This window comes from Pseudomonas sp. KH_024_B2 (genome assembly GCF_057839965.1).
The window spans coordinates 794,016-810,218 of the sequence record NZ_CM174502.1 but is presented as its reverse complement, the minus strand read 5'-3'; the positions used below and the strand labels follow the sequence as shown (position 1 = coordinate 810,218).

Here is a 16,203-nt window from a genome sequence, read left to right as displayed (position 1 = left end):
ATTTCGCGCAAAAACAAAACCCCTACCTGCATACGCAGATAGGGGTTTCGGAATTTAATCTTGACGATGACCTACTCTCACATGGGGAAACCCCACACTACCATCGGCGATGCATCGTTTCACTGCTGAGTTCGGGATGGGATCAGGTGGTTCCAATGCTCTATGGTCGTCAAGAAATTCGGTAGCCAGGTCGTTTACTCAGTTGAGTTCACGCTCCAGCGAATGGGTATGTAATAGATTTGTGTGTTGCTTTTGAATTTTCGACTGTTGCGTCTTCACACACACCGCAATCTGGCCTTTCGACGCAAATTGCTTGGGTGTTATATGGTCAAGCCTCACGGGCAATTAGTATTGGTTAGCTCAACGCCTCACAGCGCTTACACACCCAACCTATCAACGTCGTAGTCTTCGACGGCCCTTCAGGGGACTCAAGGTCCCAGTGAGATCTCATCTTGAGGCTAGTTTCCCGCTTAGATGCTTTCAGCGGTTATCTATTCCGAACATAGCTACCCGGCAATGCCACTGGCGTGACAACCGGAACACCAGAGGTTCGTCCACTCCGGTCCTCTCGTACTAGGAGCAGCCCCTCTCAAATCTCAAACGTCCACGGCAGATAGGGACCGAACTGTCTCACGACGTTCTAAACCCAGCTCGCGTACCACTTTAAATGGCGAACAGCCATACCCTTGGGACCGGCTTCAGCCCCAGGATGTGATGAGCCGACATCGAGGTGCCAAACACCGCCGTCGATATGAACTCTTGGGCGGTATCAGCCTGTTATCCCCGGAGTACCTTTTATCCGTTGAGCGATGGCCCTTCCATACAGAACCACCGGATCACTAAGACCTACTTTCGTACCTGCTCGACGTGTCTGTCTCGCAGTCAAGCGCGCTTTTGCCTTTATACTCTACGACCGATTTCCGACCGGTCTGAGCGCACCTTCGTACTCCTCCGTTACTCTTTAGGAGGAGACCGCCCCAGTCAAACTACCCACCATACACTGTCCTCGATCCGGATAACGGACCTGAGTTAGAACCTCAAAGTTGCCAGGGTGGTATTTCAAGGTTGGCTCCACGCAGACTGGCGTCCACGCTTCAAAGCCTCCCACCTATCCTACACAAGCAAATTCAAAGTCCAGTGCAAAGCTATAGTAAAGGTTCACGGGGTCTTTCCGTCTAGCCGCGGATACACTGCATCTTCACAGCGATTTCAATTTCACTGAGTCTCGGGTGGAGACAGCGCCGCCATCGTTACGCCATTCGTGCAGGTCGGAACTTACCCGACAAGGAATTTCGCTACCTTAGGACCGTTATAGTTACGGCCGCCGTTTACCGGGGCTTCGATCAAGAGCTTCGCGTTAGCTAACCCCATCAATTAACCTTCCGGCACCGGGCAGGCGTCACACCCTATACGTCCACTTTCGTGTTTGCAGAGTGCTGTGTTTTTAATAAACAGTCGCAGCGGCCTGGTATCTTCGACCGGCATGAGCTTACGGAGCAAGTCCTTCACCCTCACCGGCGCACCTTCTCCCGAAGTTACGGTGCCATTTTGCCTAGTTCCTTCACCCGAGTTCTCTCAAGCGCCTTGGTATTCTCTACCCAACCACCTGTGTCGGTTTGGGGTACGGTTCCTGGTTACCTGAAGCTTAGAAGCTTTTCTTGGAAGCATGGCATCAACCACTTCGTGTACCAAAGGTACACTCGTCATCAGCTCTCGGCCTTAGAATCCCGGATTTACCTAAGATTCCAGCCTACCACCTTAAACTTGGACAACCAACGCCAAGCTGGCCTAGCCTTCTCCGTCCCTCCATCGCAATAACCAGAAGTACAGGAATATTAACCTGTTTTCCATCGACTACGCTTTTCAGCCTCGCCTTAGGGACCGACTAACCCTGCGTCGATTAACGTTGCGCAGGAAACCTTGGTCTTTCGGCGTGGGTGTTTTTCACACCCATTATCGTTACTCATGTCAGCATTCGCACTTCTGATACCTCCAGCAAGCTTCTCAACTCACCTTCACAGGCTTACAGAACGCTCCTCTACCGCATCACCTAAGTGATACCCGTAGCTTCGGTGTATGGTTTGAGCCCCGTTACATCTTCCGCGCAGGCCGACTCGACTAGTGAGCTATTACGCTTTCTTTAAAGGGTGGCTGCTTCTAAGCCAACCTCCTAGCTGTCTAAGCCTTCCCACATCGTTTCCCACTTAACCATAACTTTGGGACCTTAGCTGACGGTCTGGGTTGTTTCCCTTTTCACGACGGACGTTAGCACCCGCCGTGTGTCTCCCATGCTCGGCACTTGTAGGTATTCGGAGTTTGCATCGGTTTGGTAAGTCGGGATGACCCCCTAGCCGAAACAGTGCTCTACCCCCTACAGTGATACATGAGGCGCTACCTAAATAGCTTTCGAGGAGAACCAGCTATCTCCGAGCTTGATTAGCCTTTCACTCCGATCCACAGGTCATCCGCTAACTTTTCAACGGTAGTCGGTTCGGTCCTCCAGTTAGTGTTACCCAACCTTCAACCTGCCCATGGATAGATCGCCCGGTTTCGGGTCTATTCCCAGCGACTAGACGCCCTATTAAGACTCGCTTTCGCTACGCCTCCCCTATTCGGTTAAGCTCGCCACTGAAAATAAGTCGCTGACCCATTATACAAAAGGTACGCAGTCACCCAACAAAGTGGGCTCCCACTGCTTGTACGCATACGGTTTCAGGATCTATTTCACTCCCCTCTCCGGGGTTCTTTTCGCCTTTCCCTCACGGTACTAGTTCACTATCGGTCAGTCAGTAGTATTTAGCCTTGGAGGATGGTCCCCCCATATTCAGACAAGGTTTCTCGTGCCCCGTCCTACTCGATTTCATGACCAAGAGATTTTCGCGTACAGGGCTATCACCCACTATGGCCGCACTTTCCAGAGCGTTCCGCTAATCTCAAAGCCACTTAAGGGCTAGTCCCCGTTCGCTCGCCACTACTAAGGGAATCTCGGTTGATTTCTTTTCCTCAGGGTACTTAGATGTTTCAGTTCCCCTGGTTCGCCTCTTACGCCTATGTATTCAGCGTAAGATAACCATCTTATGATGGCTGGGTTCCCCCATTCAGACATCTCCGGATCAAAGTCTGTTTGCCGACTCCCCGAAGCTTTTCGCAGGCTACCACGTCTTTCATCGCCTCTGACTGCCAAGGCATCCACCGTATGCGCTTCTTCACTTGACCATATAACCCCAAGCAATCTGGTTATACTGTGAAGACGACATTCGCCGAAAATTCGCAATTTAACTCACAAATTTTACCTTAGCCTGATCCACTACCAGTGAAAGTAGTGTTCAGTCTATCTTTCTATCACATACCCAAATTTTTAAAGAACGATCTAATCAAAAAGATCAGAAATCAACATTCACCATCACCTTGATGGAATGCTCATTTCTAAGCTTTACAATTCAGAAGCAGTTAGTGGTGGAGCCAAACGGGATCGAACCGTTGACCTCCTGCGTGCAAGGCAGGCGCTCTCCCAGCTGAGCTATGGCCCCGTATTTCTACAGGCGTTTCCCACACAAAATTGGTGGGTCTGGGCAGATTCGAACTGCCGACCTCACCCTTATCAGGGGTGCGCTCTAACCAACTGAGCTACAGACCCAATTTCGAGCTATAAGGCCGACCTCACCCTGCTCTTTACCGCAAAGCATGGGGTGCGCTCTAACCAACTAAGCTACAACCTTTTAGGGCTGCTTCTTATCGTCTTCTTCAATGAATCAAGCAATTCGTGTGGGAACTTATGGAGCAGCTGATGTCGTCGATTAAGGAGGTGATCCAGCCGCAGGTTCCCCTACGGCTACCTTGTTACGACTTCACCCCAGTCATGAATCACACCGTGGTAACCGTCCTCCCGAAGGTTAGACTAGCTACTTCTGGTGCAACCCACTCCCATGGTGTGACGGGCGGTGTGTACAAGGCCCGGGAACGTATTCACCGCGACATTCTGATTCGCGATTACTAGCGATTCCGACTTCACGCAGTCGAGTTGCAGACTGCGATCCGGACTACGATCGGTTTTCTGGGATTAGCTCCACCTCGCGGCTTGGCAACCCTCTGTACCGACCATTGTAGCACGTGTGTAGCCCAGGCCGTAAGGGCCATGATGACTTGACGTCATCCCCACCTTCCTCCGGTTTGTCACCGGCAGTCTCCTTAGAGTGCCCACCATGACGTGCTGGTAACTAAGGACAAGGGTTGCGCTCGTTACGGGACTTAACCCAACATCTCACGACACGAGCTGACGACAGCCATGCAGCACCTGTCTCAATGTTCCCGAAGGCACCAATCCATCTCTGGAAAGTTCATTGGATGTCAAGGCCTGGTAAGGTTCTTCGCGTTGCTTCGAATTAAACCACATGCTCCACCGCTTGTGCGGGCCCCCGTCAATTCATTTGAGTTTTAACCTTGCGGCCGTACTCCCCAGGCGGTCAACTTAATGCGTTAGCTGCGCCACTAAGAGCTCAAGGCTCCCAACGGCTAGTTGACATCGTTTACGGCGTGGACTACCAGGGTATCTAATCCTGTTTGCTCCCCACGCTTTCGCACCTCAGTGTCAGTATCAGTCCAGGTGGTCGCCTTCGCCACTGGTGTTCCTTCCTATATCTACGCATTTCACCGCTACACAGGAAATTCCACCACCCTCTACCATACTCTAGCTCGACAGTTTTGAATGCAGTTCCCAGGTTGAGCCCGGGGATTTCACATCCAACTTAACGAACCACCTACGCGCGCTTTACGCCCAGTAATTCCGATTAACGCTTGCACCCTCTGTATTACCGCGGCTGCTGGCACAGAGTTAGCCGGTGCTTATTCTGTCGGTAACGTCAAAACCATCACGTATTAGGTAATGGCCCTTCCTCCCAACTTAAAGTGCTTTACAATCCGAAGACCTTCTTCACACACGCGGCATGGCTGGATCAGGCTTTCGCCCATTGTCCAATATTCCCCACTGCTGCCTCCCGTAGGAGTCTGGACCGTGTCTCAGTTCCAGTGTGACTGATCATCCTCTCAGACCAGTTACGGATCGTAGCCTTGGTGAGCCATTACCTCACCAACTAGCTAATCCGACCTAGGCTCATCTGATAGCGCAAGGCCCGAAGGTCCCCTGCTTTCTCCCGTAGGACGTATGCGGTATTAGCGTCCGTTTCCGGACGTTATCCCCCACTACCAGGCAGATTCCTAGGTATTACTCACCCGTCCGCCGCTCGCCACCAGGTACAAGTACCCGTGCTGCCGCTCGACTTGCATGTGTTAGGCCTGCCGCCAGCGTTCAATCTGAGCCATGATCAAACTCTTCAGTTCAAACATCTTTGGGTTTTGAGAAAACCCTAAACTTGGCTCAGCAATCGTTGGTTACATCTTTGATTTCTCGCGGAGTAACTTGTGATGCTGATAATCTTGTTGACTATCAGTCAGACTCCACAAGCACCCACACGAATTGCTTGATTCAGTTGTTAAAGAGCGGTTGGTTAAGATCTTTCGTCTCAACCGAGGCGCGCATTCTACGCTTTCCCCTGCTACTGTCAAGCGGTTATTTTCAGAAGTTTTCAAAGTTTCGCTTGGAAATCTCTAACAACTTCAACCACTTGGCGCTTCCGATCACTCGTTAGCGGGAGGCGAATTCTACAGCGTTACTCGCCGCTGTCAACACCTCTTTTACACCGCTTTCGACCGAGTGGATCGAACCGTTGATAGAGCCAAACAACACGACTCCAGCAACTCCTTCGGGGCTTCGATGAACCGAAGCAACTCGCTGTCGAAAACTGCGTAACTCTTTGTTTACCAAGGAGTTTTCCGTTTCGACTGCGCCGGAAGTGGGGCGAATTATAGACTTCCAGAATCTGCCGTCAAGGACTAATTACGCCTTTGTTGCAGAAGATGTCTTTTTAGCTGTTAACCGGGGGATTCGGCGCATCACAGATGGAATACGCAACACCAATAGCAGCGCTCCTATAGAAGCATAGATCGCCCACTCCCTCAGATCCGCTCGAACGATCCAAAGCATATGCAACAACCCAAGCCCGAGGATCACATAGGCCAGGCGATGCAACTTCTTCCAGCCGGCACCGAGGCGTCGCTGACTGTAACGATTGGAAGTGACCGACAACGCCAGCAAACCAAGGAACCCAATGCTGCCGACGATAATGTAAGGCCGCTTGCGCAACTCCACTCCCAGTTGCGACCAATCAAGACCAAGGATAAACACCAGATAGGCACTCAGATGCATGACGACATAAGCAAAGCACCACAACCCCAACTGCCGTCGCACGGCAATCCACCCAGCCCAACCGGTCAGCCTCTGCAAAGGCGTCATGCTCAGAGTGATCAACAACAGGATCAGCGTGCCCAACCCCAGCCTGTCGACCAGCACCTTTCCCGGATCCGGCCCGAGGGCGAAGGTCCAGGCTTGATACAACCAAAGCAGCGGCCAGACCGCCGCTACTATAAAGACGCCAATGCGCCATAACGGATAACGCATCAGTAATTCTTCCGCAGATCGAGGCCGGCATATAAAGAAGCGACTTCATCGGAGTAGCCGTTGAACATCTGCGTCTCGCGCACATTGGGACTGAACAGCCCACTCGGTAGACGCCGCTCACGCGCCTGAGTCCAGCGCGGGTGGTCCACCTCAGGATTGACGTTGGCGTAGAACCCATACTCATCCGCAGCAATGCTCTGCCAGGTGGTTTTCGGCTGTTCGCTGACCAGGCTGATGCGCACGATGGATTTGACGCTCTTGAAACCGTACTTCCACGGCACCACCAGACGCAACGGCGCGCCGTTCTGATTAGGCAGCTCACGTCCGTACATACCCACGGCAAGAATCGCCAAAGGGTTCATCGCCTCATCCAGACGAAGCCCTTCTACATAGGGCCAGTCGATCAGGGCAAAACCGGAACGCTGACCGGGCATGCTCTTGGGATCCTCCAGAGTTTCGAAACGGATGAATCTGGCCTTGGAAGTCGGCTCGACCTGCTTGAGCAACGCCGAGATGGGAAAGCCGATCCAGGGGATCACCATCGACCAGGCCTCGACGCAGCGCAGACGGTAAATTCGCTCCTCCAACTGATAAGGCTTCATGAAGTCTTCCAGGGCATAACGCCCGGGCTTGCCGACCTCACCATCTACCACCACGCTCCACGGCTCGGTTTTCAGCGTACCGGCGTTTTGTGCCGGGTCACCCTTACCAGTGCCGAACTCATAGAAGTTGTTGTAGTGGGTTGCGTCCTTGAATGGGGTGATCGCCTCCCCCTTGACCGTGACAGCCTGCCATTGGGTTGTCGGCAGCTTCTCGGCAAACCAGGCCGGCGCCCTGCCCGGCTCGACATCCGCATATCGTGCGGCCGTATCGGCACTCGCCCAGCGCGGCAGACTGCTGACGGCCAGCCCGGCGATAGCGCCGCCCAACAGACTGCGACGAGAGAAGTAGAGGGATTGCGGGGTGACATCCGACTCTTGGCAGTCGGACGACTTGGGCAACTTGATTAGCATGACAACTCCGCAGCATTGGAGGACCGATGCACCAATAGACTGCGGAGTATGGGGGAAATTACATCACTCGACGTTTTTGTGACGACGAAGACGCAACAAGTACTGCACCGGGCCGGAGGCCGCATAGGCGAGGAAAACCAGCAGCAGAATGCGCGGCGGATCACTGAAGACCACAGCGAACACCAGCACCACCGCCAGAATCGCGACAAAAGGAACCCGCCCTTTCAGATCCAGCTCCTTGAAGCTGTTGTACTTGATGTTGCTGACCATCAGCATGCCGGCAGCAGCAACCATCAGAGCAACGAGGAAAGACATCTTGGAACCCTGGATGCCGTAATCGCTGAACGCCCAGACAATCCCGGCTACCACACCTGCCGCGGCCGGACTGGCCAGACCGATGAAGTAACGTTTGTCTGCGGTGCCCACCTGAGTATTGAAACGCGCCAGACGCAACGCCGCGCCCGCGACATAGACGAAAGCGACCATCCAGCCTACTTTGCCCATATCACCCAAGGCCCAGCCGAATGCCAGCAACGCGGGTGCGACGCCAAAGGCGACCATATCGGACAACGAGTCATATTCAGCGCCGAAGGCACTCTGGGTGTTGGTCATCCGGGCAACGCGACCATCCAGCCCGTCGAGCACCATGGCGACGAAGATCGCGATCGCGGCAAGCGCAAAATACTTGCTCGCGCTGACCGCATCACCGGCACTCAAGGCACTTTGAGCGCTCATGGAGCTGATGATGGAGTAGAACCCGGCAAACAGGTTCGCGGTGGTAAACAGATTCGGCAGAAGATAGATACCACGATGCCGGACTTTACGGCCTTCAGCGTCATGTCCTTCTTCGACATGCTCATCGATCGGTAGCAGGCTTTCGGCGTCAGAGGCCTGTTTTGGCTCTTCGGGACGTTCGCTCATGGACATTACCTTGCAACGGTGTGGAAAGTTTCGACAGGTGTCTGCGACAACGGTTTGTACGCAAACGATCCAGCTTTATACCAGAACCTGTCTGCCCGAACGAAAAAACGCGGCCGAGGCCGCGTTTTCCGTTCAAGGCTAGAACTTAGTTCTTGGCTTTGTCGACGATCTTGTTGGCACCGATCCACGGCATCATCGAACGCAGTTGCTCGCCGATGATTTCGATACCGTGAGCGGCGTTGTTACGACGCTTGGCGGTCATCGATGGGTAGCCGGTAGCACCTTCGCTGATGAACATCTTGGCGTACTCACCATCCTGAATGCGTTTCAGGGCGTTGCGCATGGCCTGACGGGATTCGGCGTTGATCACTTCCGGACCTGTCACGTACTCGCCGTATTCAGCGTTGTTGGAGATCGAGTAGTTCATGTTGGCGATACCGCCTTCGTACATGAGGTCAACGATCAGCTTCAGTTCGTGCAGGCATTCGAAGTAGGCCATTTCTGGCGCGTAGCCAGCTTCAACCAGAGTTTCGAAACCGGCTTTTACCAGTTCAACGGTACCGCCGCACAGAACGGCCTGTTCGCCGAACAGGTCGGTTTCGGTTTCGTCTTTGAAGGTGGTTTCGATGATGCCGGTACGACCGCCGCCAACGCCAGCAGCGTAGGACAGAGCAACGTTTTTGGCGTTGCCGGAAGCATCCTGATAGATAGCGATCAGGTCAGGGATACCGCCGCCTTTGACGAACTCGGAACGCACGGTGTGGCCCGGAGCTTTCGGCGCGATCATGATCACGTCGAGGTCAGCGCGTGGCACAACCTGGTTGTAGTGGATCGCGAAGCCGTGGGAGAAGGCCAGAGTTGCGCCCTGCTTGATGTTCGGCTCGATTTCGTTCTTGTACAGCGCGGACTGGAACTCGTCCGGGGTCAGGATCATGACCAGGTCGGCAGCGGCAACAGCGCTGGCAACGTCAGTCACTTTCAGGCCGTGAGCTTCAGCTTTGGCAACGGTTGCCGAACCTTTACGCAGACCAACAGTAACGTCAACGCCGGAGTCTTTCAGGTTGCAGGCTTGAGCGTGGCCTTGGGAGCCGTAACCGATGATGGCGACTTTCTTGCCCTGGATGATCGACAGGTCACAGTCTTTTTCGTAATAAACTTTCATGAATTTCCCCTATATATCCAGGCCTTTGAGGCCATTCGCTAATTTGGTTTAGATGCTCAGCACTTTGTCGCCACGGGCAATCCCGGTGACGCCACTGCGTACGGTTTCCAGAATCGCGGCAGTGCCGATCGACTGAATGAAGCTGTCGAGCTTGTCGCTGGTACCGGTCAATTGCACGGTATACACGCTAGCGCTGACATCGACTATCTGCCCACGATAAATATCGGTAGTACGCTTGATCTCGGCGCGCTGGGCGCCAGTGGCTTTGACCTTGACCAGCATCAGTTCACGCTCGATGTGAGCACTTTCCGACAGGTCGACCAGTTTGACCACTTCGATCAGCTTGTTGAGGTTCTTGGTGATTTGTTCGATCACTTCATCATGGCCAACAGTGGTCAGCGTCAGACGCGACAGGGTCGGGTCTTCGGTCGGTGCCACGGTCAGGCTTTCGATGTTGTAGTTACGCTGGGAAAACAGGCCGACAACGCGAGACAAGGCGCCCGGTTCGTTTTCCAGAAGCAAGGAGATAATGTGCCGCATGATTAAGTACGCTCCGTCTTGCTCAGCCACATATCGCGCATGGAGCCGTCTTTGATCTGCATCGGGTAGACGTGCTCGCTGGTATCGACCTTGATATCGAGGAACACCAGGCGATCCTTCATGGCGAAGGCTTCTTCCATCATCGGCTTCAGATCCTTCAGATCAGTGATGCGCATGCCCACGTGACCATAGGCCTCGGCCAGCTTGACGAAGTCAGGCAGCGATTCCATATAAGAGTGCGAGTGACGACTGCCGTAGCTCATGTCCTGCCACTGACGAACCATACCCAGCACGCCGTTGTTCAGGTTGATGATCTTCACCGGCAGACCGTATTGCAGGCAAGTCGACAGCTCCTGAATGTTCATCTGGATACTGCCTTCACCTGTAACACAGGCAACGTCATTATCCGGGAAGCTCAGCTTGACGCCCATGGCCGCAGGGAAACCGAAGCCCATCGTGCCCAGACCACCGGAGTTGATCCAGCGATTAGGCTTGTTGAACCGGTAGTACTGCGCCGCGAACATCTGGTGCTGACCCACATCGGAAGTGATATAGGCATCGCCTTTGGTCACTTCGCTGAGGGTTTCGATCACGGTCTGCGGCTTGATGACGCTGCCGTCGCCCTTATCGTAAGGGAACAGGCCACGATCACCGCGCCACTCGTCGACTTGCTTCCACCAACTGGCAACGGACTCCTTGTTCGGGGTCTCGCCGATCTCCTTGAGGGTCGCAACCATTTCGGTCAACACGCTCTCGACCGGACCAACGATAGGCACGTCTGCCTTGATGGTCTTGGAAATCGAAGCCGGGTCGATATCGATGTGAATGATCTTGGCATTCGGGCAGAACTTGGCCGGGCCGTTGATCACACGATCGTCGAAACGTGCGCCGACGGCGAGGATCACGTCCGCGTGGTGCATCGCCAGGTTGGCGGTGTAGCTACCGTGCATGCCGAGCATGCCGATGAACTGACGATCCGTGCCCGGGTATGCACCCAGGCCCATCAACGTATTGGTCACTGGCAGATTGAGCATTTGCGCCAGTTCGGTCAGCGGTGCGGAACCGCCACCGAGGATCACGCCGCCGCCTGCATAAAGCACAGGACGCTTGGCTGCCAGCAGCATTTCCGCCGCTTTGCGGATTTGACCGGAGTGGCCGCGAACAGCCGGACTGTAGGAACGCAGCTTGGCTTTTTTCGGGAAGATGTATTCGAACTTCTCGGCCGGGTTGGTCATGTCTTTCGGGATATCGACCACGACCGGACCAGGACGACCGGATTGCGCCAGGTAGAACGCTTTCTTCATGACTTCCGGGATTTCCGACGCATGCTTGATCATGAAGCTGTGCTTCACGATCGGCCGGGAAATACCGATCATGTCGGTTTCCTGGAAAGCATCGGTACCCACCATGGTGCTAGGCACCTGACCGGAAATGATCACCATCGGAATGGAGTCCATGTAGGCCGTGGCAATACCGGTGATGGCGTTGGTTGCGCCCGGACCTGAGGTCACCAGTACCACACCGGCTTTACCGGTGGCACGAGCGTAGCCGTCAGCCATATGGGTCGCAGCCTGTTCGTGACGAACCAGGATGTGGGTCACTTCCGGTTCTTTGAACAGCGCATCATAGACATGAAGAAGAGCACCACCCGGGTACCCGTAGATGTATTTGACGCCTTCGTCACGCAAAAAGCGGACGAGCATCTCACCGCCAGATAAAAGCTCCACGTTGTTCACCTCTAAAACGCCAGAATACCGTTCACTAACAAAGGGAACGGGTCTTAATAGGTTTACTGCCTAGCAGAGCATGAGCGACGGTGGTCGCCGACTACGTCAGCACTGACTGAGCAAGTATTGGGAGCTCCCCAAGTGTTGCGGGGGTCTCCCACCCAGCGCGAGGTAACGCGTTGCGGGTGTAACAGGTCGGCGCGGATGTGCGCCTCATGATCTACTGAGCGGGTCTGCTTCTGGCAGTCCCTCTACAGCGGACTTTGGATTCTTCTGTTTCGCCCTCTCCAAGTCAAGCCGTCTATGTGCTTTATTCGAACTAAGCGCATGAGAAAGCAAGAAAAAACCTCTAAACAGCATCTGTGTTAGCTTCAATTGCGCAACCCATGACAAGGAAATGGCATGCGAACGTTCTTCTTCACGGCGAGCCTGCTGATTGGCCTGAGCCCTTTGTGCATGGCCGCTCAGATCTACAAATGGGTCGACGCCCAAGGCGTTACCCACTTCGATGCACAACCACCCCAAGGCCGGGAAGCCACCCTGGTGGTGCCGCCCTCCTCGCCCGCGAGCCAACCGAGCGCACCGGCACGCAGCAGCGCCATCGGCGATCAACAGGCCATCGACAACAACGTGAAAAAGCAGGTTGCCGAGCAGCAAGCCCAGCTAAAGGTGTTCTGCGAACAAGCCCGAACCAATCTGGCCCAACTGCAGAACAATCCGCGATTACGGGAGGAGACGGAAGGCGGGATGCGCCGCCTGACCGACCAACAACGCCAGGAACGTATCATCGAAGCACAAAAGCAGATTGCGGATAACTGCCAGTAGGTACTGGCAGTCTCCAATTCAGCGGGAGGCGGTGATCAGCAGATCGAATTCTTTAAGCAGGACCTGCAGCTGCCGATCCTTGCCCTGGACATTCCGGGCAGCGAAGACCATTTCGGCCATTTCCTGAATACCCGAGACATTGGGCAACGGTAGATCGTTTTCCAGAATCGCTTTCATCCGCGGCAAGAAGATCCATTGCAGCCATTGCTCGAAGTCCAGGGTATCGATCGAGAACGGTTCGACACTGGCCAGCGCTGCTACCGATGGCGAGACTTCGCCCCACCACCCCTGAACCCGCAGTTCACGCTCGATCAACAGCAGCTGCTCGGCAACTTTCGGAAAACGTGTATCCATCAGAGCGAAACCTTGGCCTTCTGCCGGGCCAGTGCCGCGCCCGCTGGATCACCCTGCTTCTCACGCGCCTGAGCGATCTGGCCCCACAAGCTTGCCTGAAGAGCCGGACGACCATTGGCAAAGCTCAGCCCCCGACGAGCGAACTGTTCGGCTTGCGCCGCATCACCCTGGGCCATACGCACCTGCGCCAGGCGATAAAGCACTTGCGGCTCACGCGGAGCAACCCGCTGCGCACGCTCCAGACTGGAGGATGCACCGTTCAGATCACCGTTCGCCTGTTGCTGCTGAGCGGTGGTCAGCAACGCCAGCACCGGGCCGTCCAGATTTTCGTCGGCAGACAAACCGCCGCTGCTGACGGAAGGAATCCCGCTCGGCGTCGACGGCATGCTGTAGCTGCCCTGATTGATCGGCGCCGACTGAACAGGCGCCGTATCGAACGGCCCTGGAGTGATCGGGCCTGGCGTAATTGGCGCACTGCTGATCGGTGCCGAAGCGGTCGCGCCACCGCCCGGGATCATCACCACCACGCCCTCGCCCTGCGGAATGGCTTGAGTCTGAGCCTGCACCGGGCGCTTGACCGTCGTCTGACGATAGCCACCACTGGACTGGATCCGCTCACTGTTGGAAACCGCGCTGCCGGAATCCACCACCGGAATCGAACCGCGCTGCACGCTGGCACAACCATTGAGCAAAGCCAGAGCTGTAATAGCTGGAATCCACCACTTGTTCACATCAAATCCTCTTCGCTTAATTCAACCAGCCCTTGACCCAATCCATCACCTCTTCTACGGGCGCCGGGATTTCGCCAGCACACGCGGCGCCGGGAGGCGGTTCACTGCCGCGAATATACGGCATCTGCACCGCGCCTGGACAACTCGCTTCGGAACCCTGTCCGGTACGGGCGTCGACCCAGGCTTGAACCACATTATCCGGCTGCGGCATATCCAGCGGCAACGGATCAGCCTTGCGCATGAAACTGGTCCAGACCTGCAGCGCGCCGGTGGCGCCGGTGAACGGTGTTTTGCCGTTGTCATCGCGACCGAGCCAGACCACCGCCAGCAAATCCTGGCTGAAACCGGCGAACCAGCTGTCCCGCGAGTCGTTACTGGTGCCGGTCTTGCCCGCCAATGCCAGGGTTTTCGGCAAAACGTTGTAGACCGAACTGGCGGTGCCTTCGCGCATCACCCGCTGCATGGCGCTCTGGATCAAGTAGATCGACCCCGGATCGAAGCGCTGCTGAATCTGGAATGGATAACGCTTGAGCGGTTCGCCTTCAGCGGTCAGCACGCTACGAATCCCACGCATCGGGGTATTGAAACCACCGTTGGCCAGGGTCTGATACATGGTCGCCACTTCTATCGGGGTCAAGCCACCGGCTCCCAGCAACATCGACGGGAACGCCGGAAACTCACGGGTAACGCCCAGCCGCGCCAGTGTCTTGAGGACATTCGGCACACCGACTTCCAGGCCCAGACGTGCGGTCGACAGGTTGTAGGAATGCGCCAACCCCTGATACAGGAAGACCGTACCATGGGACCGGCGATCATAGTTCTGCGGCTTCCAGACCTGACCGTCAGCGCCTTTCACCGAGAAAAAGTCATCGGAAAGCCAGCTGGTCAGGGTGTACTGGCTCGGTTTCTCCAGCGCAGTCAGGTAAACCGCCGGCTTGATCAGGGAACCGATTGGGCGCACGGCATCCAGCGCCCGGTTGAAACCGGCAAAACCTGCCTGGCGGCTGCCGATCATGGCCTGGACTTCCCCGGTTTCCGGATTGGTCACCACCATCGCCGCTTCGACCTCATCCGAGCCCTTGCGGCCAGCAAGACGCTTGAAGGTGTCGTTGACCGAGGCCTCTGCCTTCATCTGCAGGATCGGATCGAAACTGGTGAAAATCCGTAACCCTTCTTCGGTCAAGTCTTCGTCGCGGTAGTCTTCACGCAACTGACGCTTGACCAGATCCAGGAAGCCCGGGAACGAACTGTCAGCCAGACTGCCGCGCTTGGTCACGCCCAGCGGCATCTTCTTGGCTGCTGCGACCTGCTCGGCAGTCGCGACACCTTGTTGCTCCAGCAGATCGAGCACCAGATTACGCCGCTCGAGCGCGCGCTCAGGGTTACGACGGGGGTTGTAGGAGGATGGCCCTTTGACCATACCCACCAGCAATGCCACCTGATGCAACTTGAGTTCCGCCAGCGGCTGGCTGAAGAAAAACTGACTGGCCAGACCAAAGCCGTGCACCGCACGCTGACCATCCTGACCGACGAACACTTCGTTGAGGTAGGCCTCAAGAATCTCGCTCTTGTCGTAATGCAACTCAAGCAGCAAGGCCATCATCGCTTCGGTCAACTTGCGGGACAGACTGCGCTCGTTGGTCAGGTAGAAGTTCTTGACCAGTTGCTGGGTCAACGTACTACCGCCCTGACGCATTTGCCCTGCCGAGGTGTTAACCCAAACGGCCCGGGCAATCGACTTGGGAGAAACGCCAAAGTGGTGATAGAAGTCCCGATCTTCCACCGCCACCAGGGTTTCGAGCAGGTACGGTGGCACCTGATCGATCTTGATCAGGATGCGATCTTCGAGATTTTTCGGGTAAAGACCGCCGATCAATAGCGGCTCCAGACGCACGACCGCGACTTTCGAGCCGTTGGTCGCCGAGAGTTCGGCCACGAAATCACCGGAAAAACGTACCCGCACCGGCTGAGCCTGCTCCATCCCTTCATAGAACTGGAAGCCGCGGGTATTCAAATCGACCGTGTTGCCGCTGACCGATGCCGCTCCGGGACCGTTGGCGACGCTTTCACGCCGGTAACCCAGAGCATCGAGTTCAGTCAGGAAATCTTCCTTGCTGAGCTTTTGTCCGACGAACAGCTCCAATGGCCGGGCATAAACCTTCGCCGGGATGGTCCAGCGCTTGCCGGAGAACTTCTCCTGGACCACTGCATCGAGATACACCGCAAAGCCTGCGAGCACAACCAGGCCGACCAGACTGAGCTTCAAAGCCCAGCCTAACCAGGGGCGCAGGCCACCAGAGGGACGTTTTTTAGCGGAACGGGGGGATCGAGTACGAGTCATGGCGGCGGATTATACGCACTTTATTCCCGATCAACAGAAGCCCTCCGAGGTTTGCACTACCGTCGCTTGCGGCCA

Annotated in this window: 10 protein-coding genes, 2 tRNA genes and 3 rRNA genes; 1 reads left to right on the top strand and 14 read right to left on the bottom strand. The window is 55.5% G+C overall.

All coding sequences use genetic code 11. The annotated features are described in order from the left end of the window. Positions 1-58 precede the first annotated feature (58 nt). From rrf to AC3I0A_RS03670, 11 genes are all read right to left on the bottom strand, one after another. Positions 59-174 (bottom strand): 5S ribosomal RNA (gene rrf, locus AC3I0A_RS03720). A gap of 150 nt (positions 175-324) precedes the next feature. Further along, positions 325-3,216, bottom strand: a 23S ribosomal RNA gene (locus AC3I0A_RS03715). 238 nt (positions 3,217-3,454) lie between these two features. Beyond that, a tRNA-Ala gene (locus AC3I0A_RS03710) sits at positions 3,455-3,530 on the bottom strand. Positions 3,531-3,560: 30 nt separating this feature from the next. Then, a tRNA-Ile gene (locus AC3I0A_RS03705) sits at positions 3,561-3,637 on the bottom strand. A gap of 161 nt (positions 3,638-3,798) precedes the next feature. Further along, positions 3,799-5,337: ribosomal RNA gene (locus tag AC3I0A_RS03700) — 16S ribosomal RNA — on the bottom strand. Together the 16S, 23S and 5S rRNA genes with 2 tRNA genes alongside form the textbook arrangement of a ribosomal RNA operon. A 556-nt stretch (positions 5,338-5,893) precedes the next feature. Then, entirely contained in the window at positions 5,894-6,514 is a 621-nt protein-coding gene (gene msrQ / locus AC3I0A_RS03695; protein WP_489376295.1) for a protein-methionine-sulfoxide reductase heme-binding subunit MsrQ, read from the bottom strand. Then, entirely contained in the window at positions 6,514-7,527 is a 1,014-nt protein-coding gene (gene msrP / locus AC3I0A_RS03690; RefSeq protein ID WP_489376294.1) for a protein-methionine-sulfoxide reductase catalytic subunit MsrP, read from the bottom strand. Before msrP ends, msrQ begins: the two co-directional genes overlap by 1 nt. A gap of 63 nt (positions 7,528-7,590) precedes the next feature. After that, complete coding sequence (gene pssA, locus AC3I0A_RS03685) at positions 7,591-8,448, bottom strand: CDP-diacylglycerol--serine O-phosphatidyltransferase (RefSeq protein ID WP_489376293.1); 858 nt, start codon at positions 8,446-8,448, stop codon at positions 7,591-7,593. Positions 8,449-8,593: 145 nt separating this feature from the next. Further along, the gene (gene ilvC / locus AC3I0A_RS03680) at positions 8,594-9,610 is read right to left on the bottom strand and encodes a ketol-acid reductoisomerase (RefSeq protein ID WP_122540428.1); all 1,017 of its coding nucleotides are present in this window, start codon (positions 9,608-9,610) and stop codon (positions 8,594-8,596) included. Positions 9,611-9,658: 48 nt separating this feature from the next. Further along, entirely contained in the window at positions 9,659-10,150 is a 492-nt protein-coding gene (gene ilvN, locus AC3I0A_RS03675) for an acetolactate synthase small subunit (protein WP_150643298.1), read from the bottom strand. Positions 10,151-10,152: 2 nt separating this feature from the next. Beyond that, positions 10,153-11,877: an acetolactate synthase 3 large subunit gene (locus AC3I0A_RS03670; RefSeq protein ID WP_489376292.1), complete on the bottom strand. Its 1,725-nt coding sequence runs from the start codon at positions 11,875-11,877 to the stop codon at positions 10,153-10,155. A 402-nt stretch (positions 11,878-12,279) separates the two neighbouring features. Between AC3I0A_RS03670 and AC3I0A_RS03665 the strand changes: the two genes are divergently transcribed. Continuing rightward, a complete protein-coding gene (locus AC3I0A_RS03665) occupies positions 12,280-12,702 on the top strand; it encodes a DUF4124 domain-containing protein (protein ID WP_489376291.1) in 423 nt (140 codons plus the stop codon). Positions 12,703-12,720: 18 nt separating this feature from the next. Here the strand turns inward: AC3I0A_RS03665 and AC3I0A_RS03660 are convergent, their stop codons facing one another. From AC3I0A_RS03660 to mrcB, 3 genes are read right to left on the bottom strand one after another with little or no spacing between them, the layout of a single operon-like run. Then, complete coding sequence (locus AC3I0A_RS03660) at positions 12,721-13,056, bottom strand: YqcC family protein (protein ID WP_489376290.1); 336 nt, start codon at positions 13,054-13,056, stop codon at positions 12,721-12,723. Further along, complete coding sequence (locus AC3I0A_RS03655; protein WP_489376289.1) at positions 13,056-13,787, bottom strand: tetratricopeptide repeat protein; 732 nt, start codon at positions 13,785-13,787, stop codon at positions 13,056-13,058. Before AC3I0A_RS03655 ends, AC3I0A_RS03660 begins: the two co-directional genes overlap by 1 nt. Before the next feature lie 16 nt (positions 13,788-13,803). Beyond that, positions 13,804-16,128 carry a penicillin-binding protein 1B gene (gene mrcB / locus AC3I0A_RS03650; protein WP_489376288.1) on the bottom strand — a complete coding sequence of 775 codons (2,325 nt, stop codon included), beginning with the start codon at positions 16,126-16,128 and terminating at the stop codon, positions 13,804-13,806. Positions 16,129-16,203: the final 75 nt, after the last annotated feature.

Excerpts from the sequence above, each read along its gene's own strand:
- msrQ (WP_489376295.1), bottom strand. The coding sequence starts at position 6,514 with ATGCGTTATCCGTTATGGCGCATTGGCGTCTTTATAGTAGCGGCGGTC.
- msrP (WP_489376294.1), bottom strand. The coding sequence starts at position 7,527 with ATGCTAATCAAGTTGCCCAAGTCGTCCGACTGCCAAGAGTCGGATGTC.
- pssA (WP_489376293.1), bottom strand. The coding sequence starts at position 8,448 with ATGAGCGAACGTCCCGAAGAGCCAAAACAGGCCTCTGACGCCGAAAGC.
- ilvC (WP_122540428.1), bottom strand. The coding sequence starts at position 9,610 with ATGAAAGTTTATTACGAAAAAGACTGTGACCTGTCGATCATCCAGGGC.
- ilvN (WP_150643298.1), bottom strand. The coding sequence starts at position 10,150 with ATGCGGCACATTATCTCCTTGCTTCTGGAAAACGAACCGGGCGCCTTG.
- AC3I0A_RS03665 (WP_489376291.1), top strand. The coding sequence starts at position 12,280 with ATGCGAACGTTCTTCTTCACGGCGAGCCTGCTGATTGGCCTGAGCCCT.
- AC3I0A_RS03660 (WP_489376290.1), bottom strand. The coding sequence starts at position 13,056 with ATGGATACACGTTTTCCGAAAGTTGCCGAGCAGCTGCTGTTGATCGAG.
- mrcB (WP_489376288.1), bottom strand. The coding sequence starts at position 16,128 with ATGACTCGTACTCGATCCCCCCGTTCCGCTAAAAAACGTCCCTCTGGT.